Genomic DNA, 25,229 nt, shown 5'->3' with positions numbered 1-25,229 from the left:
GAACGGCTCCTGATGGATGAACCGGCCTGCCCTAGCGATGCTTGCGTTTCAGCGCCAGCCACCCCATCATCGCATCATGACGAAACGTGCCACACAGCGGCCTGCCGAATTCAAGAAGCCTGCCCATTGGACCGACAATCCCGCGCCCAAACCGGGCGAAGGTTCGCGCCACGAGGATGCAGAGCGGCCCGATCCCACGCGCTATGGCGATTGGGAGAAAAACGGCATTGCCATCGACTTTTAGGACTTACGCTTACTGTTCGATGATCCGCGTCTCTGGGTGATGTTTATCCAGGTGCTTGCGGATGATCTTCAGGTTCTTGGTGTTCGACCGGAACAACAGATCGAAAGCATCGCCGACCAGCGGCACTGCACCGACTGCCGTGTCAAAGGCGACATTGGCGCCCATGTGCCAGATTTTCCACTTGGGCATCCCCAGATTGCGGGCTTCCCAAACGATATAGGCACCCATCGCCGCAGTAATCAGATCGCCGACTACGGGGATCAGGCCCGCGATCGCGTCCAGCCCGACCGGATAGTTGATGCCGGGAATGCGAAAGCTGCGTTCCAACATGCGCTCCAGCATCTCGACACGCTGGCGGACGGAGGCCGGGTCATTACCCATGCCGATCGATTGCGCCTCGAACATCGGTTGAAACCGGGTTGCGCGCGCGGTGGTTTCCTCTTCGTTCATGCCCCCTAGGTGGGGTTCAGCGCCAGCTGCGACAAGGGATGGACACCCAGCCCGTTCACGGCGAACCCCTCGACCGAACCGCGCACCAGCGAAAAACGGATCGGTGTGCCAAAGGGGATGAAACCGTTTTCGGCCACGATGAGCGCCTCAGCCTGTGCCATGAGCGCCGTGCGGACAGTCGGGTCCGGTTCGGCCAGCGCCTGTTCGACCAAGATGTCGCCCTCAGCGCTGCAGGCCGCGCCCGAAACGCCGCAATGGAACCGGTTGAGATACCAGCGGGCCATGCGAACATGGGCTACTTCGTCCACCATGCGCAAGTCTGCCTTGGCCGGATTGGCTGCGCGAATCAGGGTCAGTCCGATGGCAGCGAAATCATTGCGCAGGCGGGCGAACAGCAAGTCCCCGCCCCGCCCCGGTGGCAACGCGATGGTAAGGCCGGGGATCTGCTCGCCCGGCGCGGTCCAGCCCGATACGCGTCGGCGGGCAACCTCTTGCCTCTCTGCAACCGACATGCCCTGCCATCTTTCCTGCGGCGCACTGGCGCTATCCGGCAGACCGGCAGGCACAAGCCGTGTGGTCGGCACCCAGCCGCCGATGTTGAACGGCGCGATCAACGCATCGCGGTCGATCGCCATAGCAATCGCCTCGCGATTGTCGGCATCGCTGAGGAACCCGCTGTCGCGCCGCGTAACGACCAGCCCGAACAGGCCCGATACCGGATCGAGGCGGATGGTTCCCCGTAGCAATCCGCCCATGCGGACAAAGGGCAAACCATCGACATTGCCATTAAGCAGCACCGAGGCACGCCCCGACTGGAAGAATTCGACTGCCTCGCGCGGCGGCAGGATACGCATTTCCAGCGGCTCTACCGCAGCATAGGGATTATCGGCAGGCTCCAGACCCGCAGGCGCCAGCAGGAAAGGTTCCCCGCTGCTGTCGGTGTCGAGCACAAGGACATGCGGATTGCGCCGTCCGATCTGCATCGACAGTTCCGGTCCCGCCAGCAGGTTCAGAAATTCGGGAAAAGGCGTTTTCAACCGGATCTCGATCACACGACCGGTACGCGCGTAGACAGCCTCTACCGCCCGCAAATCGAGGCCCAGCGCTGTTTTCGCCTGTTGCTCCATCGCGGCCAGCAGCATACGCCGAATGATGCGGGCATTGATCGGCGCCCCGTCGGCATCACGCATTTCACGCAGGCGGAATATATAGCTTAATCCGTCGTCGGTGACGATCCAGCTTTCGGCAAGGCCGGGGGTGATGCGCCCTTCCGCATCGAAATCGACCAGCCCCTCGCGCGTGGCGGCCGCCAGCGCTGCCCCTGCCGCATCACCGCTGCCGTCGGTCGACAGGGCGGCGGCGCGGTCTCCCACCAGCACCACGTCGACAGGAGCCTCGCCATCACGGCCACAGCCGGAAACGCCCATGGCCAAAAGGGCTAGTGCAGCTATCCGAATGGAAAAAGGGCGTCTCATTCGCTCGTCTTAGCAAGCGGATGCCGCGCGGTCAGCCATTTCGAAACGGTAAGTGTCAGCCTTCGCCGTTTCGGTCCGAATGCTGCTGGACCTCGCTCTCGGGCTCGTCCGTTTCGGGCAGATCGATGTCGCCCACCGGAAATTGCACCAACGACGAACGAATCGATTCGTCAAATGCAATGCCGCAACGATCGCCCGCCGCCCATGCGACATGGCCCGACACGATGCCGATATTACGCAGGTCGAGAAAGATTCTGGTCCCTCGCGAAACGCGCATCGACCCTTCCGCCATGACACCGGAATCTGAAATATTACGGAGCTTTACTTCGTATGGAGGTCCGTCGCGTTCAAGCCTGAGCTCCGCCATAAGGAAGAGCGAGTCGCGGCCGTGCCTGCGGTTGTCCTGGCGGTCGATCATCGCTCATTTCCCTGGGGACTGCGGGTCCAAAACATGGACAGAGCGAAATCTGTCCAATCCGATATGCAATCAGTAGAGAAAGAGGCCTAAGAAAGTCTAAAGCGCATTCGGACTATCCCCAACGGCACGGTTCTGTGCCGCATCGGGACAATAATGGCTCAATCCATACCCGTTAAGCCACGTCTCACCGCAGATCAGTCGTCGCGCGAGATTTTTTCGCGGCGCTCGTGCGCTTCCTGCGCTTCGACAGTCATGGTCGCAATCGGCCGGGCGATCAATCGGCCAAGACCAATCGGCTCCCCCGTAACTTCGCAATAGCCGTACTCGCCCTCGTCGATCCGGCGCAGGGCGGAATCGATCTTGGCGATCAGCTTGCGCTGCCGGTCGCGAGTCCGCAGTTCGATGCCCCAGTCGGTCTCGCTCGACGCGCGATCGTTCAGATCGGGCTCGCGAATCGGCCCTTCCTGCAGATTCTGCAGCGTGCCGGCCGATACATCCAAGATCGACTGTTTCCATTCGGTCAGCAGACGGCGAAAAAATTCCTGCTGCTGTGCATTCATATAAGGTTCGTCTGCGCTGGGCAGATATTCGCCCGCAAGCGCTTTCCGGGCCGCTGCCAGATCGTCGATCTCGCTACCGCTCGCCAGGCTCATGCTCGTTGCCATCCACACCTCCAGATGCCGCCCCGTCCCTTCGAACGGCAAATGTGAAACCCCGATGCGCGGCCCTATAGTTATCCGGCTATGCGGGCACAAGCGCACAATTCGGATCGTCCATATTCGTGCACAGATTAAGCTTTTCCGAACGGCGCGCCGATTGGCGGCAAACAGCCCCGTTTGCGCGTCGAAACATCGTTAACGGCTTGTTGACCATCTTGCGCGACACTGGGTCCGCGCCGCCAAAGGGGGATGGCGCAGGTTCAGGGGGTTTCAACAATGGGTTATCTCGACCGCCAGAGTTTCGAAGGCGCGACGCCGTACATGGCTGCCAAATCGGGCGCATCCGATTATCTCGACATCTATCGCGCGCTGGCAGACGCGGGCGACGATCATGCTCTGTTCGAACTGGGCTGCGCCTTTTCCACCGGCGGCCATGGCGTGGCCTGCGACATGGTCGAAGCGCATAAATGGTTCAATCTCGCCGCCGCCAAGGGGCACGAGGACGCGCCGCATTGCCGCTGCGAGATTGCTGAGGAAATGACCGCACGCGAAATCGCCGAGGCGCAGCGTCGTGCCCGCGCATGGTTGATGGAGCGCCGCGCGCTGAACGCCTGAACGGGCGGTTTCAGCCCCGACGGAACGGGGTGAACGATTGAAGCGCATTCTGCTGCGCGCTGATGCCGGCACGTTCTTGTCGCAGATAATCGGCAACCGCCTGGCGAAAGCCCTCGTGCGGGATGTAATGCGCCGAAAAAGTCGCGACCGGCTCGTATCCGCGCGCCAGCTTGTGCGACCCTTGCGCGCCTGCCTCCACCCGCTTCAACCCGCGGGCGATGGCGGCGTCGATGGCCTGATAATAACACAATTCGAAGTGCAGGAATGGCCTGTCGACAAGCGTGCCCCAATAGCGGCCGTATAAAGCGTCGGGCCCCGCAAAATTCAGCGCTCCCGCGACGGGCATGTCATCTTCATAGGCAAGGATCAGGACCACATCGTTCTTCATCTGCGTTCCAAACAGGTCGAAAGCCTCCCGCGTCAGATAGGGGTGGCCCCATTTGCGTGCGCCAGTGTCCTGATAGAACAGCCAGAATGCATCCCAGTGTTTGGGCCTCAGCGCATCGCCCGTCAGATGTTCGATCCGCAATCCCTCAACCGCGCGGGTGCGTTCCTTGCGGATCGCCTTTCTCTTGCGCGAGGCAAGCGTGGCGAGAAATTCGTCGAAATCCGCGAAATCGTGATTGGTCCAGTGGAACTGGATATCCTGCCGGATCAGCCAGCCTGCATCCTGAAACAAATGGAGCTGTTCGGGCGCGATGAAGGTTGCATGGGCAGAGGACAAATCCTCGTTCACCACCAGCGCTTCGGCGCCGCGCAGCATGATGCGGGCATCGTCCTCCTCCAGCCCCAGAACGCGCGGGCCGGTGGCGGGCGTGAACGGAGCCGAAATCTGCAGCTTGGGGTAATAGCCGCCCCCTGCCCGCTCCCACGCGTCGGCCCAGCCGTGGTCGAACACATATTCGCCCTGGCTATGCGATTTGAGATAGGCGGGCAGCGCGGCGCGCGGCGGCGCGATCCCATCGCCCAGCACCAGCGGAGCGGGCGCCCATCCGGTACCGGGGCCGACGCTGCCCGACTCTTCCATGATCGAAAGGAAGCGGTGGCTGATAAAAGGGTTGCCGCTCGGGTCCAGCGCGTCCCAGTCCTGCGGCGCGATCGCGCCGACCGAACCGGCAAGGCGAATGGCCAGCTCTCCTCCGCTCATCGACGCACGCTCGGCGAACACAAACTCATACACTTTGGCTCATATCAGGCCGTCACCCTCGGCAATCGGGGCGTCGACATGGATCGCGGCGCGCGCGGCCAGCTTTGGATTGCGGATCGTCCAGCTCAGCACGGGCAGGCCCTGCGCGCGGAGGCGGGTGATGTCAGGATCGGGCAGGTCGGCAATGTCACAAGCGATGAAATCGGGATCGATCCGCCGGATCGCAAGCCCCCGCCATGTCGCAAAACCGCCGGTGCCGCCGCTGTGCCGCCATTCCCTGCGTCCGATCACCATGCCGACGGGGAACCGCGTGCGGTGACGGAGCAGATACTGCACGATCCGCGGGTCGAAGCTCATCATCGCGGCAGGCCCGCGATAGGGCGCCAGGGCCCGCTGCGTAGCCCGAACCAGCGGCCGCCAGTCGACATCGCGGCGCGATTTCAGCTCGACCAATAGCGGCACCCGCCCCGCCACCAGCCGCAGCAGTATATCGAGCGTGGGAATCGTCCCGCTCGACCGGAGCAGCCCGATGTGCTGCAAATCATCCGCATCGCGGTCGCGCAGCGCACCGGTCTCGCCAGTCAACCGGTCCAGCGTCCAGTCATGGAACACCATTGCCCGCCCGTCACGGCTTTGCTGCACATCGCATTCGATGCCATGGCCCGCCGCGATCGCCGCCCGAAAGGCGGGCAGCGAATTTTCGAGCGCGCCCATCGCGCCATGCAGACCGCGATGGGCATAGGACCAGCCGGTCAGCCAGTCGGGACGGTTCGAGACGGGAGCGCCTGCCCCCATGGATCAGGCTTCCATTGTTCAGGCGGGCCGTATGGCGAGGATCGCATCCACCTCGACCGCAGCGCCCAGCGGCAGGATGGGCACACCGACCGCGCTGCGGGCATGACGCCCGATATCGCCGAAAACCGCCATCATCAGGTCTGATGCGCCGTTCACCACCTTGGGCTGGTCGGTAAAGTCGCCGGTCGAATTGACGAATCCGCCCAGCTTGACCACGCGCTCCACCCTTTCGAGGCTGCCGAGTGCGGCATTCGCCTGCGCAAGGATCATGATACCGCAGGCACGCGCAGCCGCGATGCCGTCGTCCAGCGTCACGCTTTCGCCAAGCCGGCCCTTGACGATTTCTCCGTCGATAAAGGGAAGCTGACCCGAAATATGCAGCAATCCGCCATGTTCGACCGTGGCGACATAGCTGGCCACCGGCGCCGCCGGTTCCGGCAGGGTGATGCCCATTTCGGACAGGCGTTTTGCAATGCTCTTGACGGTCATGCTTGCTCCTTGATGCGGTCCAGCAGCCACGGTAGCGCCTGCTGCCAGTTATCGATGCGCGCATGGGCATGGCCCGCGGTAAAGGCGCAATCGGTGTGGGGTGCCACCTCGGGCTCGCCCACGAAATGCAGACGGGTTACATGCGGCACGGTTTCGGCAACCGAACCGTGGTGCACGGCCAGATCGTCGATAAAGAAAACCGGGCGAAGCCTGCCCTGCGCATCATAACCGCGCTCTTCCACAATGCGGGCGAGAGCCGGCCCCTTGGGCCCCTGATTGGTATAGACGGGTAGGTCGATGCCGAATGTCGCCAATTGATGAATTCGGTCCTCACGGCGCTCGTCATTGAGATTGGTCAGCACAACGACTTCAGCATGACTATTCAGCGTTCGGATCGCATCGATTGCACCTGGAACCTCGTCTTGCCGGTGCATTTCGCTGTCGAAAAATCCGCCGAGGAGCCGCCAGACCTCAGCCTGCTCCAGTACGCGACCATCGCTGTGCCTGAGGGCGCCGCTAAAATTGCTGCTGACGGTCATCGTAATTTCATGATGATCACGAAGCCAAGCGCGGAAGTGATAAACCATGCGCAGCAGGACTTCGTCGCAATCGGTGATGACGAGCGGTTGCATTCTGTTCGGATTCGACATGGCAGCGCCTCTACATCTCTGCAGGCGGCGGGGCCAGCGTATTGCGTGCCGCGACGATGGTTTCGGGTGACAGGTCGAGCGCATGACTGGCCGCCATCAGATCATTCTCGTGATTCGCGAGGAAATCGAGGATCGAGGCGAGAACTGCGGGTTCGCCCAGCGCATGGCGGAGATGATCCGGCTCCAGCCCTGTCAAAGCCAGCAAACGCTGCGCCCTGTGCTCGTCCTGCAACACCCATGAAAGTGCCATCAACGCCACAGTCGTCGCGTCGGGTCCGGCCGAATCTGTTAACGGGATTGTCAAACGCCACCTGCTGCTTTTACACATCGACCTGCGGATTACGGGATAAACGGTGCTCCGCAGGGGGTTAGTCGTGGCAGTACGGGTTCTGGTCGTTGAAGACAACGATCTCAACAGAAAGCTTTTTTGCGACCTTCTCAAGGCGCATGGTTTCACGGTGGAGCCCGTGGCCGATGGCCTTGCCGCCATCGAGCAGGCGATCGCGTTCCAGCCCAACCTGATCATCATGGACATCCAGCTGCCCAATATTTCGGGCATCGCACTGATCGAATCGCTGAAGCTGGACGACCGGCTCGCGGCGATTCCGGTGCTGGCGGTGACGGCCTATGCAGGCAAGGGCGATGAAGAACGGATCCGTTCGGCGGGCGCACACGGATATCTGTCCAAGCCCGTTTCGATCACCAGCTTTATGAGCGCGGTGAATTCGCTGGTGGACAATCGCGCCGCGGCCTGACTGCCAAAGCCCGTCAATTCAACGGTTTCGCGGCTCCTGTTACAGGATGCTACGATGGCTTCGGCTTGACACGCGGGCTTTGCGCGTCTTTGCCACGGGGCAACATCTATCCGATTGGCAGGACCATGGACCGCGAAGATACCAAGACCCGCATCGACAGCCTGATCGAACCCTTCAACAAGAAGGAAGTCGCCATTACCGGCGACACGACTTTTGCGGGCGACCTTGAGTGGGACAGCCTGACGGTGATGGATTTCGTCGCCGCGATCGAGGACGAGTTCGACATCATCATCAGCATGAACCAGCAGGCCGAGATCGAAACCTATGGCCAGCTGATCGACGCCGTGACCAGGCTGCGCGGGTAAAGTCGATGAGCGAAGCTATCAGCCAGCCGGACAAGCCCGCTCCCCTGCCCGAGGCGGGGCATAATTCGGGCGCGGCGCAGGATCTGTTCTCGAAGTTCGATCCGCTGATCAAACAGCGGGCCGATCTGCTCGATTCAGGTCTGGAAGACCCGTTCAATCTGGTGATGGAGCAAGTGCTCTCGCCCGTGACAGCCATGTGCAACGGGCGCGAGACGATCCTGCTCGGCACCTATAATTACATGGGCATGACCTTTGACCCCGACGTCATCGCGGCGGGTCAGCAGGCTCTGGCCGATTTCGGTTCGGGCACCACCGGCAGCCGCGTGCTGAACGGCACCTATGTCGGCCACAAGGAGTGCGAGGCCGCGCTATGCGAATTCTATGGCATGGATCATGCCATGGTATTCTCGACCGGATATCAGGCCAATCTGGGTATCATTTCCACCATCGCGGGCAAGGGCGACTACATCGTCCTCGACATCGACAGCCATGCTTCCATCTGGGACGGCTGCGCGATGGGCAATGCCGAGGTGGTGCCGTTCAAGCACAACGATCTGGACGCCATGGAAAAGCGCCTGCGCCGCATCCCAGAAGGTGCGGGTAAGCTGGTCGTTCTGGAAGGCGTCTATTCGATGCTAGGCGATATCGCCCCGCTGAAAGAGATGATCGCCATCGCCAAGAAATACGGCGCGATGGTGCTGGTGGACGAAGCGCATTCGATGGGCTTCATCGGACCCAACGGTCGCGGCGTGGCCGAGGATCAGGGCGTACTGGACGATGTCGACTTTGTGATCGGCACGTTTTCCAAATCGGTCGGAACCGTCGGCGGTTTCTGCGTATCGAACCACCCCAAGTTCGAGATTATGCGCCTTGTCTGCCGCCCCTATGTGTTCACCGCATCGCTTCCGCCCAGCGTGGTTGCGACGGCGGCAACGTCGATCCGCAAGCTGATGGATGCGGGCGACAAGCGCCAGCATCTTTGGGACAATTCCAAACGCCTGCATGCCGGTTTGAAGGATCTTGGCTTTCAGCTTGGTACCGACGAACCGCAAAGCGCGATCATCGCGGTGATCATGCCCGATCTGGAACGCGGGGCAGCCATGTGGGAAGCGCTGTTGAAGGAAGGGCTCTACGTCAATCTGGCGCGCCCGCCCGCAACACCTGCGAATATGACGTTGCTGCGTTGCTCCCTGTGTGCAGAACATAGCGAGGAGCAGGTAGGCCAGATTCTCGGCATGTTCGAGGCTGCGGGTAAAAAGACCGGCATTATCTGATTACGATGGGCAGCGGGGTGCCTGGGCAACCCGCTGCGTCTTCGGTCAGACCGCAGTGGCCACTTGGCACTGGTCCTTTGCCGCATCGCCTTCGGACGTGCCGACATAGGACAGCACGACAAAACCGCCGACCAGCAGTACGACGAAGGCCGTGGTCAACATACCCAGATAACGGTCGATAAACGCCTTGATCGGCGCGCCGAACAGGCGGAACAGCACGCCAACCGTCATGAAGATGAAGCCGCGCCCCGCGATAGCGGCAAGGGTAAAGGTGGCAAGATTCATTCCTATAAAGCCGGATGTGATCGTCAGCAGCTTGAACGGAACCGGCGTTGCACCCGCGATTACGATCGCTTCCCAGTCCTTGTCGCGCAGATAGCACGCCGCGACGGGAAAGCTCTCGCTTAGTCCAAGTGCTGAAATCAGCGCCTTGCCGATCGCCTCGTAGAGGAAGTAGCCGATTGCATAGCCGAACAGCCCGCCGATGACCGAGAAGATCGTGCAGATCAGCGCATAGCGAATCGCGCGACGCGGATTTGCCAGGCACATCAGCCCCAGTAGCGGATGAGGCGGGATCGGAAAAAAGCTCGACTCGACGAACGCGAAGAACGCCAGCCACCCCTGCGCATGGCGATGCTGCGCCTTTTCAATCGTCCAATCGTAGAGATTGCGTAGCCACCGCATGCCGAGACCCCGTGAACCCTGTGCTTTCTGGCGTTTAGCAGGGTGATGAGCCAAGGCCAGCCAAAAGATAAAATAACCTATTTGGCACTTTTGTATTGACATCGTCACGCTCTTTGGTTAGAGAAACGGAACATCGCGATAAAGCGAGTCGCCGGGAACCTCCGCCGACGCTTCTCGCGGTTCATCCACCGATATGCGGGCCAATGGTCCGCCCGAACCACCCATAGTGACGGGAGCCGGTCATGACCGATGCTCGGCCAACAAAACGCGTGCGCCGTCTGCGCAACTGGCGTGAACGCTTTCTGGAACAGTTGGCGCAAAGCTCGAATGTCACCGCGGCCGCAAAGGCGGGGCGGATCGACGTCAGCACAGCCTATAAAACCCGCCGCAAGGAACCCGCCTTTGCCGCTGCATGGCAGCAAGCGCTTTGCGAAGGGTATGAAGCACTCGAACTCGCCCTGCTTTGCCGTTTGCGCGAGGGAGAACCGGCAAATGCCTCGAGCGACCGCAAATACGACAATGCCCAAGCCATACGCCTGCTTCTTTCGCACCGCGACGCATTCGGTCGCGGCAAGGCGCTGGAAAGCGCCGAGGACGAACAGGCAGTGATCGATCGCATCAACAGCAAGCTCGACGTCATGCGCGAGCGGATGAAGCGGGCCGAAAAGGCAAGACAAGCCAAGAACGGCAACGACGGTGCTTGAATGAGGCAGCACCATGGATGAGCCGAACCGCCTCGCCTGGCTGACCGACATGCCGCATGCGAAGCGCTTGCCCATATTGAACCGGCTGCAACCCGCTGAACGGCAGGAATTGCGTTATTATTGGGAGCTTTGGGCGCGCGACGAACAACTGCCACCAGACAGCGACTGGTCGGTATGGATGATCTGCGCGGGACGCGGTTTCGGCAAGACGCGTGCGGGCGCGGAATGGGTGCGGCGCATCGCGCGCCAGAATCCCGATGCACGCATTGCAATGATCGGAGCCTCGCTGGCCGAAGCCCGGGCGGTGATGGTGGAAGGAGAAAGCGGGCTATTGGCCGTGTCGCCCCATTTTCGCCGCCCGGTGTTCGAACCTTCGCTGCGGCGCATCGTCTGGCCCAATGGCGCAAAGGCCTACCTCTATTCTGCAGCAGAGCCGGAGAGCCTGCGCGGGCCGCAGCACAGCCATGCGTGTCGCGCAAGCCCAGAAGGAGCTTTTTGTGAATGAAGCGTTCGCTCTCACCGACATCCTCTTGCAGCCTGTCGTCGAAGGCGAAGCAACCGCACCGCCGACCGAGCCGGCAGCCGGCGCCACCTATATTGTCGCATCGCCGGCAACCGGATTGTTCGAAGGTCGTGAGGCATGTTTGGCATCCTGGCAACAGGGGCAATGGATTTTTGTAAACCCAATCAATGGGATGTGCGTTTTCGACGCAAATGCATCTGCCAAGCGCCGGTTCGGCGATGATTGGTCCTTACCCGCGCTGATCGCCAATCCCGAAGGTGGAACCACGATCGATACCGAGGCACGCGCAACAATCGCCGCCATCCTTGCATGCCTGCGTCAGTCGGGCGATTTGCCGTCATCCTGATTTGACGCGCAAGGCATTGTCTTTTTTTGTGTAACCTAACGGGAACCTTTTTCGTCCACAGCGATTGCCGCCATAACGTGAGGGTAAACTATCAGCGGAAGGTCCATGTCGAGCAAGATAAGTGATGCGCGAATGCAACAATGCTTCGTTTCACCAAGCTTGCGCGCAAAATCAACTACGGATAGAACTCGCCTCCGTGGCTTCAATCAACAAGATGGAAAATAAGGGGAAACGCTGATGCGTAAAGCGATTATCGGCCTTGCTCTGGCCTCTACGGCCATAGCTTCGCCAGCGCTTGCTCGCGACGACACCTGGTACATTGGTGTCGATGGCGGTGCTATGCTTGTCGAGGATTCTGATGTTGACGTTGATGGCGTCGACAATCAGGCAACCTTCGACTGGGATTATGGTTACGACTTCGATGTCGTGGCCGGTTATGATTTCGGCGGCTTCCGCCTCGAAACCGAAGCGGCCTACAAGGGCGCCGGCGACGACGGCATCACGCTGTTCGGCGAAAGCTATGACGACAGCGAAGTGAACCATGAGTTCAACACGCTGAGCTTCATGGTCAACGGCCTGATCGACTTTGGCGACGACGATGGCCTGCAGGGCTTCATCGGCGGCGGTGCCGGTGTCGCTCGCAGCGAATTTGAAGAGCCTGTGCTGATCGACGATTCGGACACCGGCTTTGCCTGGCAGGCGATCGCGGGTATCCGCGCTCCGCTGTCGGACAACTGGGACGTCGGCCTGAAGTACCGTTTCTTCAACCATGACAATATCGACCTCGTGGCGCCGACCGGCGAAGCGATCGAGACGAGCATCCGCTCGCACTCGCTGCTGGGCTCGCTGACCTATAATTTCTGGTCGCCTGCTCCGCCCCCGCCGCCTCCCCCGCCGCCGCCGCCGCCGCCTCCCCCGCCGCCGCCGCCGCCGCCGGCTCCGGAAGTGGTGTGCAACACTGGCCCCTATATCGTGTTCTTCGATTGGGATTCGTCGGAAATCACGCCCGAAGCAGCCAGCATTCTGGACAGCGCCATCGCTTCCTATGCCGATTGCAACTCGGTGCCGATCATGGTGGCCGGTTACACCGATACGTCGGGTTCGAAGACCTACAACGTGGGCCTGTCGGAACGTCGTGCGGAATCGGTGCGCTCGTACCTCACGGCACGCAGCATCCCCGATACGGCGATCACCACCGAAGGCTTCGGCGAAGAGAACCCGCGCGTTCCCACCGCCGACGGTGTCCGCGAACTGCAGAACCGCCGGGTGGAAATCACCTACGGTCCGGGTTCGGGCATGTAAGCCAGAGATCGCAAGATCGACAAACGAAAGGGGCCGGTGTCTACCGGCCCCTTTTTTGTCTGCTGACGTGTGAATTGGTCTAGATGCGGACCCGATAATCGACTGGGTCCGTTCTGCCGGTTTGGGCAAACCCTTGCTGTCGCAATCGGCAGCTGTCGCACAGACCGCACGGGCGACCATCGCCGCTAGGATCATAACAAGACCAGCTCATGGCAGGGTCGAGGCCTATTTCATAGGCGCGGTCGACAATCTCGGCTTTGGATAGATATTGCAGGGGTGCATGGATCGTGAAATCCGCCCCCTCGCTTCCCGCCTTCGTCGCCAGCTTTGCCGTTTCTTCGAACGACGCGATAAATTCCGGCCGGCAATCCGGATAACCGGAGTAGTCGAGCGCGTTAACGCCGATGAAAATATCCTGCGCCCCAATCGCTTCACACCATGCGAGCGTGAGCGACAGAAAGACCAGATTGCGAGCGGGGACATAGGTAACAGGAATATCACTGCCCACCCCGCCCTTTGGCACGTCGATTTCGCTCGTTAACGCAGAGCCACCTATTTTTCGCAGATCGAGAGGCAAGACCAGATGCCGCGCGACTTCAAGTTCGCGGGCAATCTCGGTCGCGCTCTCCAATTCCCGTCGATGACGCTGGTTATAGTCGATAGTCAGCGCGTTGACGGAATAACCCTGGGCCTTGGCAATACCCGCCGTCACCATCGAATCTAGGCCGCCGGACAAAAGTACGACGGCGGGTTTCTGCATCGTTTCGCTATTGCTCATGCAACGGCGCTATATCGCCAATCAGAGCATCGCAAGCGCCTTCGATATCAAACATCGATCGGGAAAATGCGCGAGCAAAATGCACAATCGACCCTGATCAGGCCGTCATCATCGCGCATTTCCGCCAACTCCTCTGCACCAAAGCGTGAGAGAACTTGCCGGTAATGCTGGGGCGTGCAGCGGCACCCACGCTCAAGTTTCGCGACGGTTTCGACCAACAGCTGTTCTTCTTCATGGAACAGCCGCCACAGCAATGCCTCCAATGAGAGGCCCGGATCGGCAAGCTCGGCATGACGGATCGTCGAACCCAGAATGGTGACATGCTCCCAATCAGGATCGTCCAAGCGAACATGGAGTCGTTCCCGACCTTCCTCACCATCCGGGAGATGTTGCAAGAGCAGTCCGCCAACCACGCAATGACCATCCATCGATTGCACAGCCACCTTGATAACCGTCGGCAATTGTTCCGACTGGCGGAAATAAGCCTCGCAAGCACCGGCGAGCGATTCCGCATCAAGAGGCACAATTCCTTGATATCGACCGCCATCGGCGACATCGAAAGTGATCGCCAAATAGGCTTCCGAGCCAACTAGCGCGCTAAGACTAGGGTTAGCACCCAAGTCGGCAAGACGGTCGGCATCATAACGAACATAGCCACGCAGTTCGCCATCGCGGTAGTCACACACTAGCATATCGACGATGCCATCGGCGGATTGCGCCTGCATCGTCATCTGACTGCCTTCTTCCTTGCCCAGCGAGCCGATCAATGTCGCCAGCAACAATGCCTCGGCAAGCAAATGGCGGATTGGACCTGCGTAATCATGGGCCGACAGGATCGTATCCAAGACCGGCCCCAGGCGTACGCAGCGACCGCGGACATCGCGTCCTGGCAAGGTAAAACCCAGCACGGCGTCAAAACCGGTTTCGTTGGGCGGGATAGCCGTGCTCTCGTTCACAGCTGACCGAATGCCCAGCGCAGCACCGATTTTTGTGCGTGAATGCGGTTCTCGGCTTCGTCCCATACAACCGACTGCGGGCCTTCAAAGACAGCTTCACTCACCTCATCACCTACATGCGCAGGCAGACAGTGAAGGAACACTGCATCCGGCTTTGCATGCGCCATCAGTGCTTCATTAATCTGGAACGGCTTCATGGCAGCGATCTTGTCATGCGCCATGTCCTGCCCCATCGAGACCCATGTGTCGGTAACCAGAACATCAGCCCCGCGAGCCGCCTCCGCCGCATCTCGGGTCAACGTAACAGTCGAGCCGCGAGACCGCGCGAACGTAACGAACTCCTCTTCGGGCTCATATCCTTCAGGCACGCCATAGCGGACGTTGAACCCCATTAATCCGGCAGCCTCCAGCACCGAATGCAGGACATTATTGCCGTCGCCCAACCATGCGAGTTCCATTCCTTTCAAAGACTTGCCATGCTCGACCAAAGTCAAAAGATCCGCCATGATCTGGCAAGGATGCGAACGATCTGTCAGGCCATTGATCACCGGCACGCTGGCATGTTGTGCCAATGCTTCGATCTTCGCATGGTCATCGGTGCGGATCATAATCGCATCGACCATACGCGACAGTACGCGCGCCGTATCGGCAATCGTTTCGCCGCGCCCGATCTGCATGCTGCCCGCTTCCATAATGATCGCGCTGCCGCCCAATTGCCGCATCGCCATGTCGAAACTTACGCGGGTGCGGGTGGAGTTTTTCTCGAAAATCATGGCAAGGGTACAACCCTGCAGCGGCGCGTCCGAGTCGACGCGCCCCTTGGTCCAGCCTTCGCGCGCCGACTTGCGAGCGAGCGCGTCATCGATCATTGCCTGCAATGCGTCACCGCCTGCATCGGCAAGGTCCAGCAGATGCCTTACGGTCATGATGCTTCTTCCGGCTCATATGCTGCTGCGCCCGCGGACAGCTTTTCCATAAATTCGTCGATATGGGCATCGTCGATAATCAGCGGGGGCAACACGCGCATCACATTTTCGCCCGCCGAAACGGTCAACAGACCGTGATGGTCACGCAGATGCGCCACAAAGGGACGGCTCTCGACCGTCATCTTCAGCCCCAGCATCAGCCCCTTTCCACGCACCTCGGTAAAAAGCTCGGGATAGTTCCCGATGAACTGTTCCAACCTGCCGCGCAGCTTGTCACCAATGGCGCGGACTTGCGCCAGAAATTCGCCATTCCCGACAGTGTCCATCACCGCCTTGCCTGCCGCCATTGCAAGCGGATTACCGCCATAGGTGCTTCCATGCGTACCGAAGGTCATGCCCCGGGCCGCCTTTTCGGTGGCAAGGCATGCGCCCAGCGGGAAACCGCCACCAATACCCTTCGCCGTAGCAAGGATATCTGGTTCGATCCCATAATGCTCATAGGCATAGAAGGTGCCGGTGCGCGCCACGCCGCACTGAACCTCGTCCAGCACCAGCATCAGATCATGCTCGTCCGCCAGCTTGCGCAAGCCCTGCATGAATTCTTCGCTCGCAACACGAATGCCGCCCTCACCCTGAATCGGTTCGACCAGAAAGGCCGCCGTATTGGGGCCGATTGCCGCCTTTGCCGCATCAAGATCGTCGAACTCCACATAGCGGAAGCCGGGAAGCATCGGGTAGAAGCCCTTGTGCATCTTCTCCTGACTCGATGCACTAATCGTCGCCATCGTGCGCCCGTGAAAAGCATTGTTGAACGTAATGATCTCGAACTTCTGATCGGCTCCCGCTGACTGGTGGTAGATGCGCGCCGTCTTGATCGCGCATTCCACAGCCTCGGCACCTGAGTTGGTGAAGAAAACCGTATCGGCAAAAGTGAGATCCACCAGTTGCTGTGCCAGCGCCTCGCCCTGCGGGCTGCCATACAGGTTCGACACATGCATTAGCGTCGCAGCCTGCTTCTGGATCGCATCGATCAGTGCCGGATGCGAATGGCCAAGCAGGTTCACCGCGATACCGCTTGCGAAATCGAGGAATCGGCGGCCATCTTCCGAGATCAGATGGCAGTTCTCTCCTCGCACCGGCCGCACATCGCAGCGCGGGTACACGGGCATCAACGGTGTGATCGACATTGTTATGTCCTTTGCATTCGCGGCAGGGGATTTTGGAAACCGGCTCCCCTGCCATGGGCCATTTGGGCCGAGACCATTGGAAAATTGGAACGGAAAATGGCGGCCCCCGAACGGGAACCGCCATTACTGCCCATTTAGGGCTTCAGGCGGACCCGGTCAAACCGGTTCCGCCCATGTCAGTCGGTCGGGCCGACTATTCCTGGATCGGAACAAGGTTCACGGCAGAATATTTGCCGCGTCGGTCGACTTCGAGGTCGAACTCAAGCCGATCGCCCTCGTTAATGCCGGCCATACCCGACCGCTCCACTGCGCTGATATGCACGAACGCGTCAGGCTCGCCATCGTCGCGCGTGATGAAGCCAAAGCCCTTCATGCTGTTGAAGAACTTCACCGTGCCAACCGCCTTGTCGCCGGTCAACTGACGCTGGGGCGCCTCACGCTTGGCGGCAACGGGAATCACATCGCCCACGACCTGCAGATCGGCAGCACTGATCTTGCCGCCGCGGTCGACGAGGTTGAAGGCCAGTTCCTGACCTTCGGCCAAGCCTTCCAGGCCAGCACGTTCGACCGCGCTGATGTGTACGAACACATCTTCGCCACCGTCTTCACGTTGGATAAAGCCGAAGCCTTTGTTCCCGTTGAAAAACTTTACGACGCCCTTACCGGCGCCCACAACCTGCGGAGGCATACGGCCACCGCCGCTTCCACCGCCAGGACCGCCGCGGAAGCCACCGCCGCCACCGCCGCCACGCGGGCCGCCACCGAAACCGCCACGGTCGTTTCCACCGAAGCCGCCACCGCGATCATTGCCGAAACCACCACGATCACGGTCAAAGCCACCGCCACGGTATCCACCGGAATCCGACGGTGCCTGATCGTATCCGAAGCCACCGCGCGAAAACGGATCGAACCCTTCTTCACCGAAACTATCGCGCTTGTCACGACCGCGACCGCGCCGACCTTTATCATAACCCATAAACCGAAGCGTACCTTGCGTCTCGCCCTTCCCTCTATCGCCCCGGCGTGCGGACGGACAATCGCCGGACGATCAGACCGATATTGCGGATATCGGTTCCCACTGCCAAGCGTTCATAAAGCATTTATCCGGCAATAGCGAACGAATTGCGCAGATCGCGGCGATTCCGCGACATTGCGGTCACACATGCTCTTGCGCGGCTGGCGGACTGCGGGCACAGAAGCGCCATGGATATCCTCGCACTGTTGTCCGATCCCGCCGCGTGGGTCGCCCTCATCACACTGGTCGTGCTCGAAATTGTGCTCGGCATCGACAATCTGGTGTTCATTGCGATCCTGTCGAACAAGCTACCTGCGGAACAGCAGGCGAAGGCTCGCCGAATCGGCCTCGCCCTCGCGCTGATCATGCGAATCTGCTTGCTGATGCTGATCGGTTGGATCGTCACATTGCAGACGCCTCTGTTCGATCTTGGCATTACGGGCGAGGTTGGTGAACACGGTACGCCCAGTTTCGAAACCGCATTTTCCGGTCGCGACCTGATCCTGCTGGCCGGCGGCCTGTTCCTGCTGTGGAAGGCCACCAAGGAAATCCACCATAACATGGACCCCGACGACCATTCGGGCGAGATGCTCGATAAGAAAAAAGGCGTCGCACAAATCACTTTTGGTGCCGCCATTGCCCAGATCATCGCCCTCGACCTCGTGTTTTCGATCGATTCGATCCTGACTGCTGTCGGCATGACCGATCATGTGCCGATCATGGTCACGGCGGTCGTGATTACGGTCGGAATCATGCTGGTCGCGGCCGATCCTTTGGCCAGGTTCATCGAAAAGAACCCCACGCTTGTCATGCTCGCGTTGGCGTTTCTGGTCATGATCGGTCTGGTGCTGATCGCCGACGGCTTCGGCTTCCACGTGCCAAAGGGCTACGTCTATGCCGCAATGGGCTTCTCGGTTGCTGTCGAAATGCTCAATATGGTGAAACGCAACCGCCGCAAGGCCGAAGCGGAGACAGTGGCATGAGCGATTTCCGACAGATCAATGAAACTTTCCTCGCAAGCCCGCAAATCGGATTGGAAGACATTGCCGTGGCGAAGGCCCGCGGCGTGACGTTGGTGATCAACAACCGGCCCGACGACGAAGAACCGGGTCAGATCGCAGGCGATGGGATCGCAGCCGCTGCGCATGCCGCCGGCATGGACTACCGCGCGATCCCGGTCACTCACGCGGGCTTCGGACAGGGGCAGGTCGACGCCATGGCCGATGCGCTGGCATCGACCGACGGGACGATCCTTGCCTATTGCCGGTCGGGCACACGTTCGACCCTGCTATGGGCGCTGGCGCAGGCAAAGCAGGGGGTGAATCCCTCTGTAATCGCTTCGCAAGCGGCGAACGGCGGATATGATGTGTCCCCCATTCGCCAGCTGATCGACATGCTCAGCGCCGGTCGTTGATCCGGTTCTCTAAAGCGCGCTGTCGCCCGATTCGCCAGTCCTGATCCGCAGGGCCGAAGCGAGGTCGAGGACGAAAATCTTGCCGTCGCCGATCGTTTCCGAATTGGCGGCGCTCTGGATCAACTCGACCACTCGGGGTGCCAGCGCATCGCTGGTCGCGATCTCCAGCTTCACCTTTGGCACCATGTTCAGCGAATATTCGGCGCCGCGATAGATTTCGGTCTGCCCTTTCTGGCGACCAAACCCCTTTACTTCCGACACGGTCAGACCGGCAACTCCCAGCTTGCTCAACCCCTCGCGCACTTCGTCGAGCTTGTGCGGCTTGATGATGGCAATCACATATTTCATCGGATGGGGGCTCCTCTTGCGTCAGGCACGACGTGATGCCGCCAAGCGACCGGTAACTCAAGAAAAAGAGGCCGGAAGCGCTTGGCTTCCGGCCCCAGTTCACCGTTCGCAGGAGGAACGTCGGTTGGCGGGGTGGAAGAGGAGAGGAAAGATCCACCCCGCCAGACTGTTCTCGCCGTTGCGTTACGTGACGCGGGCGAATTCGGGATAAGCCTCGATACCCGTTTCCGAGTGATCCAGGCCGGCCATCTCGTCCTCGGCCGACGGGCGGACGCCCACGGTGAACTTGAGGATGGTCCAGAGAATGGCAGAAGCGATCGAGACGAAGACGCCGGTGGCGATCACGCCGGTGAGCTGTGCGATGAAGGGCACGTCACCATTTGTGATCGGCACGGCCAGCGTACCCCAGATACCTGCGCACAGGTGAACCGGGATCGCGCCGACAACGTCGTCGATCTTCAGCTTGTCGAGCAGCGGCACCACGATAACGGGCAGCAGACCGCCGATACCGCCGATGATGATCGCCATGCCCACATTCGGGGTCAGCGGTTCGGCAGTGATGGCGACCAGACCAGCCAGCGCGCCGTTCAGCGCCATGGTGGTATCAGCCTTCTTATACATAAGCTGCGTGGCGATGATCGCGACAACCGTGCCGGCACATGCCGCCATATTGGTGTTCACGAAAATCTTCGAAACGTCGGACACGTCACCAACGGTGCCCATCGCCAGCTGCGATGCGCCGTTGAAGCCGAACCAGCCCAGCCACAGGATGAAAGTGCCGAGGGTGGCGAGCGGAATGCTCGAACCCGGGAACACAGTCACGCCCGAAGAGGTGTAGCGATTCAGACGGGGGCCGATGATGATTGCACCCATAAGAGCGGCCCAGCCACCCGTGGAGTGCACCAGCGTCGAACCGGCGAAGTCCGAGAAGCCCATCTGGTCGAGGAAGCCAGCGCCCCATTCCCAGCTCACCACGATCGGATAGATCACACCCGTCAGGATGGCGGTGAAGATGAAGAAGGCCGTCAGCTTGGTGCGTTCGGCAATGGTGCCCGACACGATCGACGCCGTGGTGGCGCAGAAAACCATCTGGAAGAACCAGTCCGAAGCGACCGAGTAGCCGGTGTCGGTATCGGCTTCGCCCACGCCCTGCATAGGGTAGATGCCCGAGAAGCCACCGACATAGCCGTTGAAGTCGCCGGGATAGGCGATGTTATAGCCCATCACCCAGAACATAAGCCCGGCGATGGAATACAGGCCGATGTTCTTAAGGCACTGCACCGATACGTTCTTCGAACGCACCAGACCGGCTTCGAGCATGGCGAAGCCCGCAGCCATCCACATGACCAGGAAGCCGCCGATGAGGAACAGCAAGGTGTTCAGGATATAGGCAGTGCCGCCCGAAACGGCTTCTGCAGCCGGAACGGCCTCTTCCTGTGCGAATGCCGCTGCCGGAATGGCAATGGCAGCAGCGGCCAGAGCGGCCGCACCTGTTTTCAGGATTTTACGATCCATGAGTGGTGTCCCCCTTCTCACAGCGCGGTATCGCCGCTCTCGCCGGTGCGGATGCGCACGGCGGAAGCGAGATCGAGCACGAAAATCTTGCCGTCGCCGATGGCTTCGGTGCTGGCCGTCTGCTGGATCGTTTCCACGATCTGCGGCACCAGCGCGTCCGCTGCAGCGATTTCAAGCTTCACCTTGGGAAGCATATTGGTCGAATATTCCGCACCGCGGTAAATCTCAGTCTGGCCCTTCTGGCGGCCGAAACCCTTTACTTCGGTAACCGTCATACCGGCGACACCCAGCGAGCCCAGAGCCTCGCGAACCTCGTCCAGTTTGAACGGCTTGATGATGGCGATGATGAATTTCATCCTTGCCCCCTCAGTTGCCTACCGACCCCTCTGTCGGTCGAAATTCAGATATGCAAATGCCGTGCCAACTCGCGCTCGCACAATGGATCCTGATTTCATTGGAGGTTGGGCGTAACAAAAGATTCAAAAAGACGCCCAAGGCGTAAGCAAGTATCCCCGAGGTGCCTAAATTTTAGGCAAAGTCGTGCATCAACTGTAAACAAGGGCGCGTGGAACAGCGCGCAACTAGCCTAGCGATAGCCGCGCCCACACGGGCAGATGATCCGATGCCCGGGATGACAGCAGGCTGTGATGGACGGCCACCTCGTCCACGTTCCAGTCGTTGGTCACGATCATCCGGTCGAGCCGCGCAATCGGGCGCCGCGTCGGAAAGCTGCGCCCGCAATCTAGTACGTTCCAGCTGTCACCGAAGCATCGGAAAACCCCACCGCGCGCCGCCCATTCGTTTGTGTCGCCTGCCAGCACGGTCGGCACCGGCTTGCCCAGATCGTCCAGATGGGCCAGCAGGCTGCGCACCTGTTCGCGCCGCATCAACCCCGACAGGTCGAGATGCATCCCGATGATGCGCGCCCGCTTGCCCTCCTTGCGCAGATCGATGCGTACCGCGCCGCGCGGTTCCAGCGCGGGCAGAGTCAGCGCGGCAGTATCGATGATCTCCACTGTCTTCTTCACCAGAAACCCGTTGCCGTGCCAGCCAAGGCTGCCGGGCCGCGTATCGATCGCGACGGGACGATAACGCGAATCCTCTATCCGCGCGCGCGGAATCACGCTTTCGCGCCGCCCGAAGCGCCGGTCGCATTCCTGCAAGACAACCACATCAGCATCGATCTCCGCCAATACCGACAGGATCCGATCGGGATCGCGCTTGCGGTCGAGCCCGACGCCCTTGTGAATATTATAGCTCGCAATTTTCAGCTGCACGCCGATTCCATCGCTTCGGTCGCGCAAAAGTTCCGCAAATGGTCAATCATGGCGCAAATAGCGGTCGGTGGTGCGCACGGGCAGGCCATCGATGCTGCGGTCGCACGCCTGTTGCTTGGCCACCCATTCATCGGGGTCGGCCTTTTCGTGATATTTCACGAGAGTGGGTCGTTCCTGATCCATCACCATCAGCGGCACGCCATAGCCGCAGCTGGTCTGCAGCTGATCCACATCCATCACGAAAATCTGCCGCGTGCCGGGCGGTATGTTGAAATGGGTGATCAGCCCATCCCATTCCGCATCGGCAGGCAGCACGGCGCGGGCGTGGCCATACAGTCGCAGAATCAGAGCGGGCTGTTCGAAATTGCAGAACATCACGGTGATGCGCCCGTCCGCCGCCAGATGGGCATGCGTTTCGTTCCCCGATCCCGCCAGATCGAGCCACGCGACTTGCGTATCCGACAGGATGCGGAACACGTCATAGCCCTTGGGGCTCAGGTTGATCCGCCCCTCGGGCGCGGCGGTGGCGGTGAAAAAGACCGGCTGGCGCGCGATCATCGCGCGGTGGTCTTCCCCTATGCTGTCGAAGAACTGTGCCATGACCACAGGCATAGGCCCGCGGTCAGTCGCCTGTCACCTCTCCTTCGTCGCGCCGAAGGTCAGTTTCGGGTTCTTTTCCTGCTGGTAATTCACATCCCACGGCGATTTGGCGAGGAAGACGAGGTCGCCATCGCGGTCCTTCGCCAGATTGGGGCGGTTGAATCCTTCGAACTCGGCCATCGCGGTGGCATCGCCCTTAATCCAGCGCGCAGTGGCAAAGGGCGCGGCCTCCAGCGAAGCCTCGACCTTATACTCGGCCGACAAGCGCGAGATCAGCACTTCAAGCTGCAATTGCCCCACCACGCCGATGATCCATTGCGCGCCGATTTCGGGATAGAACACCTGAATCACGCCCTCTTCCGAAAGGTCATCCAGTGCCTTGCGCAATTGCTTGGTCTTGGTCGGATCCTTCAGCACCACGCGGCGCAGGATTTCCGGCGCGAAATTGGGCAGGCCGGTGAAGCGGATATCGTTCTTTTCCGACAGCGAATCCCCAACGCGCAATGTGCCGTGGTTCGGAATGCCGATGATATCGCCGGGCTCTGCTGTATCGGCAATCTCGCGGTCCTGCGCAAAGAACAGGATCGGCGAATGCACGGCAATGGGCTTGCCCAGCCCACTGGGTGTCAGCTTCATACCGCGCTTGAACGTGCCTGATACCAGCCGCATGAACGCGATACGGTCGCGGTGCTGCGGGTCCATATTGGCCTGAACCTTGAAGATAAATCCCGAAACCTCGTCGCGGGCAGGTGATACTTCGCCATCCTCGGACGGTTGCGGGCGCGGCGGGGGCGCATATTCGGCAATCGCCTCGATCATCTGCACCACGCCGAAATTCTTCAGAGCCGATCCGAAAAACACCGGCGTCAGGTCGCCGCCGCGATAGGCTTCCACATCGAATTCGGGATAGGCTTCGCGGGCCAGTTCGGCCTGTTCGGCGAAATCATCGGGGATTGCGGGGTTCTCGTCGATCTTGCCGAGAAATTCCTTCGATCCACCTTCGGGTCGCGCGACATGGCCGGTGGCATAGTCGAGAATGCCCTCGAACTGCCCGCCCATGCCGATGGGCCAGCTCATCGGGCAGACATCCAGCGCCAGCATGTCGGCCACCTCGTCCAGCAATTCGAACGGATCGCGTCCTTCGCGGTCGACCTTGTTGACGAAGGTGATGATCGGCACGCTGCGCAGCCGGCAAACCTCGAACAATTTGCGTGTCTGCGGCTCGATACCCTTGGCCGCGTCGATCACCATGATCGCGGAATCGACCGCAGTCAGCGTGCGATAGGTATCTTCCGAGAAATCCTCGTGCCCCGGCGTATCGAGCAGGTTGAAGGTCACGCCGTTCCGTTCGAACGTCATTACCGAGCTGGTGACCGAGATGCCGCGCTGCTGTTCGATCTTCATCCAGTCCGAACGCGCTCGCCGCGCAGCCCCGCGCGCCTTGACCTCGCCCGCCAGATGGATCGCGCCGCCGGTCAGCAGCAGCTTTTCCGTCAGGGTCGTCTTACCCGCGTCGGGGTGGGAAATAATGGCGAAAGTCCGCCGTTCGGAAGCCATGGGAGTTTACTTTTCTTCGCGCGCCACCTGAAATCCGGCAAAGCTCTGGCTTACCGGCATCAGTTCCAGCGTGTTGATGTTGAGATGTGGGGGCAGGTTTGCCACCCACAGGATCGTTTCGGCAATATCCGCGCCCGTCATCGGATTGGCTCCGCCATAAAGGGCATCGCTCGCCTGCTGGCTGCCGCCGGTGCGGACAACGGTGAATTCGGTTTCCACCATGCCCGGTTCGATAGAGGTTACGCGCACGCCCGTGCCGTGCAGATCGCTGCGCAGGCCAAGGCTGAACTGGTGCACGAATGCCTTGGTCCCGCCATAGACGTTCCCGCCCGAATAGGGGTAGGTCGCCGCGACCGACGACAGGTTCACGATGGCGCCCTTCCGCTCGATCAGCATGGGCAGCAGCCTGTGGGTGAGCGAGACCAGTGCCGTGACATTGGTGTCGATCATCACCTTCCACTGGTCGAGATCGCTGTCCTGCGCGGCCGAAGTACCCAGCGCCAGACCGGCATTATTCACAAGGCAATCGATCTGCGCAAACTCGGCAGGCAATTGTGCGAGCGCCACATCGCGCGCAGCCTCGTCCCGAATATCGAAGACGCACGGGTGAAAACGGTCCGCGCCCAGTTCCCCTTGCAAAGCCGCAAGCCGCTCCGCACGCCGTCCGGTCCCCAGCACGCGCCACCCCGCCCCCGCAAAGGCGCGGGCACAGGCTTCGCCGATGCCGGCAGTCGCTCCGGTCACAAGGACGGTTTTCATCA

General features: G+C 60.5%; 33 protein-coding genes. 11 read left to right on the top strand and 22 right to left on the bottom strand.

Translation table 11 applies throughout. The features are described from left to right. The first annotated feature begins 76 nt into the window (after positions 1-76). The gene (locus LOZ77_RS11725) at positions 77-244 is read left to right on the top strand and encodes a DUF1674 domain-containing protein (RefSeq protein ID WP_230279262.1); all 168 of its coding nucleotides are present in this window, start codon (positions 77-79) and stop codon (positions 242-244) included. 9 nt (positions 245-253) lie between these two features. Here the strand turns inward: LOZ77_RS11725 and LOZ77_RS11720 are convergent, their stop codons facing one another. From LOZ77_RS11720 to dksA, 4 genes are all read right to left on the bottom strand, one after another. Next, the gene (locus LOZ77_RS11720; protein ID WP_230281861.1) at positions 254-649 is read right to left on the bottom strand and encodes a DUF4112 domain-containing protein; all 396 of its coding nucleotides are present in this window, start codon (positions 647-649) and stop codon (positions 254-256) included. 50 nt (positions 650-699) lie between these two features. Continuing rightward, complete coding sequence (locus tag LOZ77_RS11715) at positions 700-2,121, bottom strand: ABC transporter substrate-binding protein (protein ID WP_230279261.1); 1,422 nt, start codon at positions 2,119-2,121, stop codon at positions 700-702. A gap of 103 nt (positions 2,122-2,224) precedes the next feature. After that, positions 2,225-2,587: a PilZ domain-containing protein gene (locus LOZ77_RS11710; protein WP_230279260.1), complete on the bottom strand. Its 363-nt coding sequence runs from the start codon at positions 2,585-2,587 to the stop codon at positions 2,225-2,227. Between the two features lie 194 nt (positions 2,588-2,781). Continuing rightward, positions 2,782-3,252 (bottom strand): RNA polymerase-binding protein DksA, encoded by a 471-nt coding sequence (gene dksA / locus LOZ77_RS11705; protein ID WP_370638003.1) that lies wholly within the window; start codon positions 3,250-3,252, stop codon positions 2,782-2,784. Positions 3,253-3,567: 315 nt separating this feature from the next. Here dksA and LOZ77_RS11700 point away from each other — a divergent pair, with 315 nt between their 5' ends. Then, on the top strand, positions 3,568-3,861 hold the full coding sequence (locus tag LOZ77_RS11700; RefSeq protein WP_230281859.1) for a hypothetical protein: 294 nt from the start codon (positions 3,568-3,570) through the stop codon (positions 3,859-3,861). 10 nt (positions 3,862-3,871) lie between these two features. On the opposite strand, the gene LOZ77_RS11695 is transcribed toward LOZ77_RS11700, so the two are convergent. The 5 genes from LOZ77_RS11695 to LOZ77_RS11675 are packed head-to-tail and all read right to left on the bottom strand — an operon-like array spanning position 3,872 to position 7,270. Continuing rightward, positions 3,872-5,008 carry a GNAT family N-acetyltransferase gene (locus LOZ77_RS11695; protein WP_230281858.1) on the bottom strand — a complete coding sequence of 379 codons (1,137 nt, stop codon included), beginning with the start codon at positions 5,006-5,008 and terminating at the stop codon, positions 3,872-3,874. A gap of 39 nt (positions 5,009-5,047) precedes the next feature. Beyond that, complete coding sequence (locus tag LOZ77_RS11690) at positions 5,048-5,803, bottom strand: glycerophosphodiester phosphodiesterase family protein (protein WP_230279259.1); 756 nt, start codon at positions 5,801-5,803, stop codon at positions 5,048-5,050. An 18-nt stretch (positions 5,804-5,821) separates the two neighbouring features. Next, positions 5,822-6,292, bottom strand: coding sequence for a RidA family protein (locus tag LOZ77_RS11685; RefSeq protein WP_230279258.1), 471 nt, complete (start codon positions 6,290-6,292; stop codon positions 5,822-5,824). Continuing rightward, a complete protein-coding gene (locus LOZ77_RS11680) occupies positions 6,289-6,942 on the bottom strand; it encodes an HAD family hydrolase (RefSeq protein ID WP_230279257.1) in 654 nt (217 codons plus the stop codon). The genes LOZ77_RS11685 and LOZ77_RS11680 overlap by 4 nt, the downstream gene beginning before the upstream one ends. Positions 6,943-6,952: 10 nt before the next feature. After that, positions 6,953-7,270, bottom strand: a complete 318-nt coding sequence (locus tag LOZ77_RS11675) for a DUF3572 domain-containing protein (protein ID WP_230279256.1) — start codon at positions 7,268-7,270, stop codon at positions 6,953-6,955. Positions 7,271-7,316: 46 nt separating this feature from the next. Here LOZ77_RS11675 and LOZ77_RS11670 point away from each other — a divergent pair, with 46 nt between their 5' ends. The 3 genes from LOZ77_RS11670 (at position 7,317) to LOZ77_RS11660 (ending at position 9,336) form a co-directional block, all read left to right on the top strand. Continuing rightward, on the top strand, positions 7,317-7,697 hold the full coding sequence (locus LOZ77_RS11670) for a response regulator (protein ID WP_230279255.1): 381 nt from the start codon (positions 7,317-7,319) through the stop codon (positions 7,695-7,697). 125 nt (positions 7,698-7,822) lie between these two features. Next, positions 7,823-8,062 (top strand): acyl carrier protein, encoded by a 240-nt coding sequence (locus LOZ77_RS11665; RefSeq protein WP_230279254.1) that lies wholly within the window; start codon positions 7,823-7,825, stop codon positions 8,060-8,062. Between the two features lie 5 nt (positions 8,063-8,067). Beyond that, the gene (locus tag LOZ77_RS11660; protein ID WP_230279253.1) at positions 8,068-9,336 is read left to right on the top strand and encodes an aminotransferase class I/II-fold pyridoxal phosphate-dependent enzyme; all 1,269 of its coding nucleotides are present in this window, start codon (positions 8,068-8,070) and stop codon (positions 9,334-9,336) included. 45 nt (positions 9,337-9,381) lie between these two features. On the opposite strand, the gene LOZ77_RS11655 is transcribed toward LOZ77_RS11660, so the two are convergent. Further along, positions 9,382-10,020, bottom strand: a complete 639-nt coding sequence (locus LOZ77_RS11655) for a YqaA family protein (RefSeq protein ID WP_230281857.1) — start codon at positions 10,018-10,020, stop codon at positions 9,382-9,384. Between the two features lie 242 nt (positions 10,021-10,262). Between LOZ77_RS11655 and LOZ77_RS11650 the strand changes: the two genes are divergently transcribed. From LOZ77_RS11650 to LOZ77_RS11635, 4 genes are all read left to right on the top strand, one after another. After that, a complete protein-coding gene (locus LOZ77_RS11650) occupies positions 10,263-10,724 on the top strand; it encodes a hypothetical protein (protein ID WP_230279252.1) in 462 nt (153 codons plus the stop codon). A 13-nt stretch (positions 10,725-10,737) separates the two neighbouring features. Continuing rightward, positions 10,738-11,229, top strand: a complete 492-nt coding sequence (locus LOZ77_RS11645) for a terminase large subunit domain-containing protein (protein ID WP_370638002.1) — start codon at positions 10,738-10,740, stop codon at positions 11,227-11,229. Continuing rightward, positions 11,222-11,593 (top strand): DUF2793 domain-containing protein, encoded by a 372-nt coding sequence (locus LOZ77_RS11640; RefSeq protein ID WP_230279251.1) that lies wholly within the window; start codon positions 11,222-11,224, stop codon positions 11,591-11,593. The genes LOZ77_RS11645 and LOZ77_RS11640 overlap by 8 nt, the downstream gene beginning before the upstream one ends. Positions 11,594-11,830: 237 nt before the next feature. Further along, the gene (locus LOZ77_RS11635) at positions 11,831-12,895 is read left to right on the top strand and encodes an OmpA family protein (protein WP_230279250.1); all 1,065 of its coding nucleotides are present in this window, start codon (positions 11,831-11,833) and stop codon (positions 12,893-12,895) included. 79 nt (positions 12,896-12,974) lie between these two features. Here LOZ77_RS11635 and queC read toward each other — a convergent pair whose 3' ends face one another. From queC to LOZ77_RS17890, 5 genes are all read right to left on the bottom strand, one after another. Then, the gene (queC, locus tag LOZ77_RS11630) at positions 12,975-13,673 is read right to left on the bottom strand and encodes a 7-cyano-7-deazaguanine synthase QueC (protein WP_230279249.1); all 699 of its coding nucleotides are present in this window, start codon (positions 13,671-13,673) and stop codon (positions 12,975-12,977) included. Between the two features lie 47 nt (positions 13,674-13,720). After that, the gene (locus LOZ77_RS11625) at positions 13,721-14,629 is read right to left on the bottom strand and encodes an Hsp33 family molecular chaperone HslO (protein WP_230279248.1); all 909 of its coding nucleotides are present in this window, start codon (positions 14,627-14,629) and stop codon (positions 13,721-13,723) included. Next, positions 14,626-15,555, bottom strand: a complete 930-nt coding sequence (gene argF / locus LOZ77_RS11620) for an ornithine carbamoyltransferase (RefSeq protein ID WP_230279247.1) — start codon at positions 15,553-15,555, stop codon at positions 14,626-14,628. Before argF ends, LOZ77_RS11625 begins: the two co-directional genes overlap by 4 nt. Then, complete coding sequence (locus LOZ77_RS11615; RefSeq protein ID WP_230279246.1) at positions 15,552-16,742, bottom strand: aspartate aminotransferase family protein; 1,191 nt, start codon at positions 16,740-16,742, stop codon at positions 15,552-15,554. The genes argF and LOZ77_RS11615 overlap by 4 nt, the downstream gene beginning before the upstream one ends. Positions 16,743-16,935: 193 nt before the next feature. Next, complete coding sequence (locus tag LOZ77_RS17890) at positions 16,936-17,718, bottom strand: cold-shock protein (RefSeq protein WP_304505982.1); 783 nt, start codon at positions 17,716-17,718, stop codon at positions 16,936-16,938. A 227-nt stretch (positions 17,719-17,945) separates the two neighbouring features. On the opposite strand from LOZ77_RS17890, the gene LOZ77_RS11595 reads away from it, so the two are divergent. After that, a complete protein-coding gene (locus tag LOZ77_RS11595) occupies positions 17,946-18,740 on the top strand; it encodes a TerC family protein (protein ID WP_230279245.1) in 795 nt (264 codons plus the stop codon). Beyond that, positions 18,737-19,171, top strand: coding sequence for a TIGR01244 family sulfur transferase (locus LOZ77_RS11590; protein WP_230279244.1), 435 nt, complete (start codon positions 18,737-18,739; stop codon positions 19,169-19,171). Before LOZ77_RS11595 ends, LOZ77_RS11590 begins: the two co-directional genes overlap by 4 nt. A gap of 9 nt (positions 19,172-19,180) precedes the next feature. On the opposite strand, the gene LOZ77_RS11585 is transcribed toward LOZ77_RS11590, so the two are convergent. The 7 genes from LOZ77_RS11585 to LOZ77_RS11555 all read right to left on the bottom strand — a co-directional run bounded on the left by LOZ77_RS11585 (position 19,181) and on the right by LOZ77_RS11555 (position 25,227). Further along, positions 19,181-19,519: a P-II family nitrogen regulator gene (locus LOZ77_RS11585; RefSeq protein WP_230279243.1), complete on the bottom strand. Its 339-nt coding sequence runs from the start codon at positions 19,517-19,519 to the stop codon at positions 19,181-19,183. A 183-nt stretch (positions 19,520-19,702) separates the two neighbouring features. Continuing rightward, on the bottom strand, positions 19,703-21,034 hold the full coding sequence (locus LOZ77_RS11580) for an ammonium transporter (protein WP_230279242.1): 1,332 nt from the start codon (positions 21,032-21,034) through the stop codon (positions 19,703-19,705). A 17-nt stretch (positions 21,035-21,051) separates the two neighbouring features. Then, complete coding sequence (locus tag LOZ77_RS11575) at positions 21,052-21,390, bottom strand: P-II family nitrogen regulator (protein ID WP_230279241.1); 339 nt, start codon at positions 21,388-21,390, stop codon at positions 21,052-21,054. A gap of 225 nt (positions 21,391-21,615) precedes the next feature. Beyond that, positions 21,616-22,311: an endonuclease/exonuclease/phosphatase family protein gene (locus tag LOZ77_RS11570; RefSeq protein ID WP_230279240.1), complete on the bottom strand. Its 696-nt coding sequence runs from the start codon at positions 22,309-22,311 to the stop codon at positions 21,616-21,618. Between the two features lie 42 nt (positions 22,312-22,353). Then, on the bottom strand, positions 22,354-22,911 hold the full coding sequence (locus tag LOZ77_RS11565) for a pyridoxamine 5'-phosphate oxidase family protein (protein WP_230279239.1): 558 nt from the start codon (positions 22,909-22,911) through the stop codon (positions 22,354-22,356). A 33-nt stretch (positions 22,912-22,944) separates the two neighbouring features. Continuing rightward, complete coding sequence (locus tag LOZ77_RS11560) at positions 22,945-24,468, bottom strand: peptide chain release factor 3 (RefSeq protein ID WP_230279238.1); 1,524 nt, start codon at positions 24,466-24,468, stop codon at positions 22,945-22,947. A 6-nt stretch (positions 24,469-24,474) separates the two neighbouring features. Then, positions 24,475-25,227: an SDR family NAD(P)-dependent oxidoreductase gene (locus LOZ77_RS11555; protein WP_230279237.1), complete on the bottom strand. Its 753-nt coding sequence runs from the start codon at positions 25,225-25,227 to the stop codon at positions 24,475-24,477. Positions 25,228-25,229 lie beyond the last annotated feature (2 nt).

Source organism: Croceicoccus sp. Ery15 (genome assembly GCF_020985305.1).
In the GTDB taxonomy this organism is placed as follows: Bacteria; Pseudomonadota; Alphaproteobacteria; order Sphingomonadales; family Sphingomonadaceae; genus Croceicoccus.
This window is presented reverse-complemented; position numbering and strand designations above follow the sequence as displayed.

Bases quoted from the DNA above. Each gene is read 5' to 3' on its own strand.
- LOZ77_RS11725 (WP_230279262.1), top strand. From the start codon at position 77: ATGACGAAACGTGCCACACAGCGGCCTGCCGAATTCAAGAAGCCTGCC.
- LOZ77_RS11720 (WP_230281861.1), bottom strand. From the start codon at position 649: ATGTTCGAGGCGCAATCGATCGGCATGGGTAATGACCCGGCCTCCGTC.
- LOZ77_RS11715 (WP_230279261.1), bottom strand. From the start codon at position 2,121: ATGGGCGTTTCCGGCTGTGGCCGTGATGGCGAGGCTCCTGTCGACGTG.
- LOZ77_RS11710 (WP_230279260.1), bottom strand. From the start codon at position 2,587: ATGATCGACCGCCAGGACAACCGCAGGCACGGCCGCGACTCGCTCTTC.
- dksA (WP_370638003.1), bottom strand. From the start codon at position 3,252: ATGGCAACGAGCATGAGCCTGGCGAGCGGTAGCGAGATCGACGATCTG.
- LOZ77_RS11700 (WP_230281859.1), top strand. From the start codon at position 3,568: ATGGCTGCCAAATCGGGCGCATCCGATTATCTCGACATCTATCGCGCG.
- LOZ77_RS11695 (WP_230281858.1), bottom strand. From the start codon at position 5,008: ATGAGCGGAGGAGAGCTGGCCATTCGCCTTGCCGGTTCGGTCGGCGCG.
- LOZ77_RS11690 (WP_230279259.1), bottom strand. From the start codon at position 5,803: ATGGGGGCAGGCGCTCCCGTCTCGAACCGTCCCGACTGGCTGACCGGC.
- LOZ77_RS11685 (WP_230279258.1), bottom strand. From the start codon at position 6,292: ATGACCGTCAAGAGCATTGCAAAACGCCTGTCCGAAATGGGCATCACC.
- LOZ77_RS11680 (WP_230279257.1), bottom strand. From the start codon at position 6,942: ATGTCGAATCCGAACAGAATGCAACCGCTCGTCATCACCGATTGCGAC.
- LOZ77_RS11675 (WP_230279256.1), bottom strand. From the start codon at position 7,270: ATGTGTAAAAGCAGCAGGTGGCGTTTGACAATCCCGTTAACAGATTCG.
- LOZ77_RS11665 (WP_230279254.1), top strand. From the start codon at position 7,823: ATGGACCGCGAAGATACCAAGACCCGCATCGACAGCCTGATCGAACCC.
- LOZ77_RS11660 (WP_230279253.1), top strand. From the start codon at position 8,068: ATGAGCGAAGCTATCAGCCAGCCGGACAAGCCCGCTCCCCTGCCCGAG.
- LOZ77_RS11655 (WP_230281857.1), bottom strand. From the start codon at position 10,020: ATGCGGTGGCTACGCAATCTCTACGATTGGACGATTGAAAAGGCGCAG.
- LOZ77_RS11650 (WP_230279252.1), top strand. From the start codon at position 10,263: ATGACCGATGCTCGGCCAACAAAACGCGTGCGCCGTCTGCGCAACTGG.
- LOZ77_RS11645 (WP_370638002.1), top strand. From the start codon at position 10,738: ATGGATGAGCCGAACCGCCTCGCCTGGCTGACCGACATGCCGCATGCG.
- LOZ77_RS11635 (WP_230279250.1), top strand. From the start codon at position 11,831: ATGCGTAAAGCGATTATCGGCCTTGCTCTGGCCTCTACGGCCATAGCT.
- queC (WP_230279249.1), bottom strand. From the start codon at position 13,673: ATGAGCAATAGCGAAACGATGCAGAAACCCGCCGTCGTACTTTTGTCC.
- argF (WP_230279247.1), bottom strand. From the start codon at position 15,555: ATGACCGTAAGGCATCTGCTGGACCTTGCCGATGCAGGCGGTGACGCA.
- LOZ77_RS11615 (WP_230279246.1), bottom strand. From the start codon at position 16,742: ATGTCGATCACACCGTTGATGCCCGTGTACCCGCGCTGCGATGTGCGG.
- LOZ77_RS17890 (WP_304505982.1), bottom strand. From the start codon at position 17,718: ATGGGTTATGATAAAGGTCGGCGCGGTCGCGGTCGTGACAAGCGCGAT.
- LOZ77_RS11595 (WP_230279245.1), top strand. From the start codon at position 17,946: ATGGATATCCTCGCACTGTTGTCCGATCCCGCCGCGTGGGTCGCCCTC.
- LOZ77_RS11590 (WP_230279244.1), top strand. From the start codon at position 18,737: ATGAGCGATTTCCGACAGATCAATGAAACTTTCCTCGCAAGCCCGCAA.
- LOZ77_RS11585 (WP_230279243.1), bottom strand. From the start codon at position 19,519: ATGAAATATGTGATTGCCATCATCAAGCCGCACAAGCTCGACGAAGTG.
- LOZ77_RS11580 (WP_230279242.1), bottom strand. From the start codon at position 21,034: ATGGATCGTAAAATCCTGAAAACAGGTGCGGCCGCTCTGGCCGCTGCT.
- LOZ77_RS11575 (WP_230279241.1), bottom strand. From the start codon at position 21,390: ATGAAATTCATCATCGCCATCATCAAGCCGTTCAAACTGGACGAGGTT.
- LOZ77_RS11565 (WP_230279239.1), bottom strand. From the start codon at position 22,911: ATGGCACAGTTCTTCGACAGCATAGGGGAAGACCACCGCGCGATGATC.
- LOZ77_RS11560 (WP_230279238.1), bottom strand. From the start codon at position 24,468: ATGGCTTCCGAACGGCGGACTTTCGCCATTATTTCCCACCCCGACGCG.
- LOZ77_RS11555 (WP_230279237.1), bottom strand. From the start codon at position 25,227: ATGAAAACCGTCCTTGTGACCGGAGCGACTGCCGGCATCGGCGAAGCC.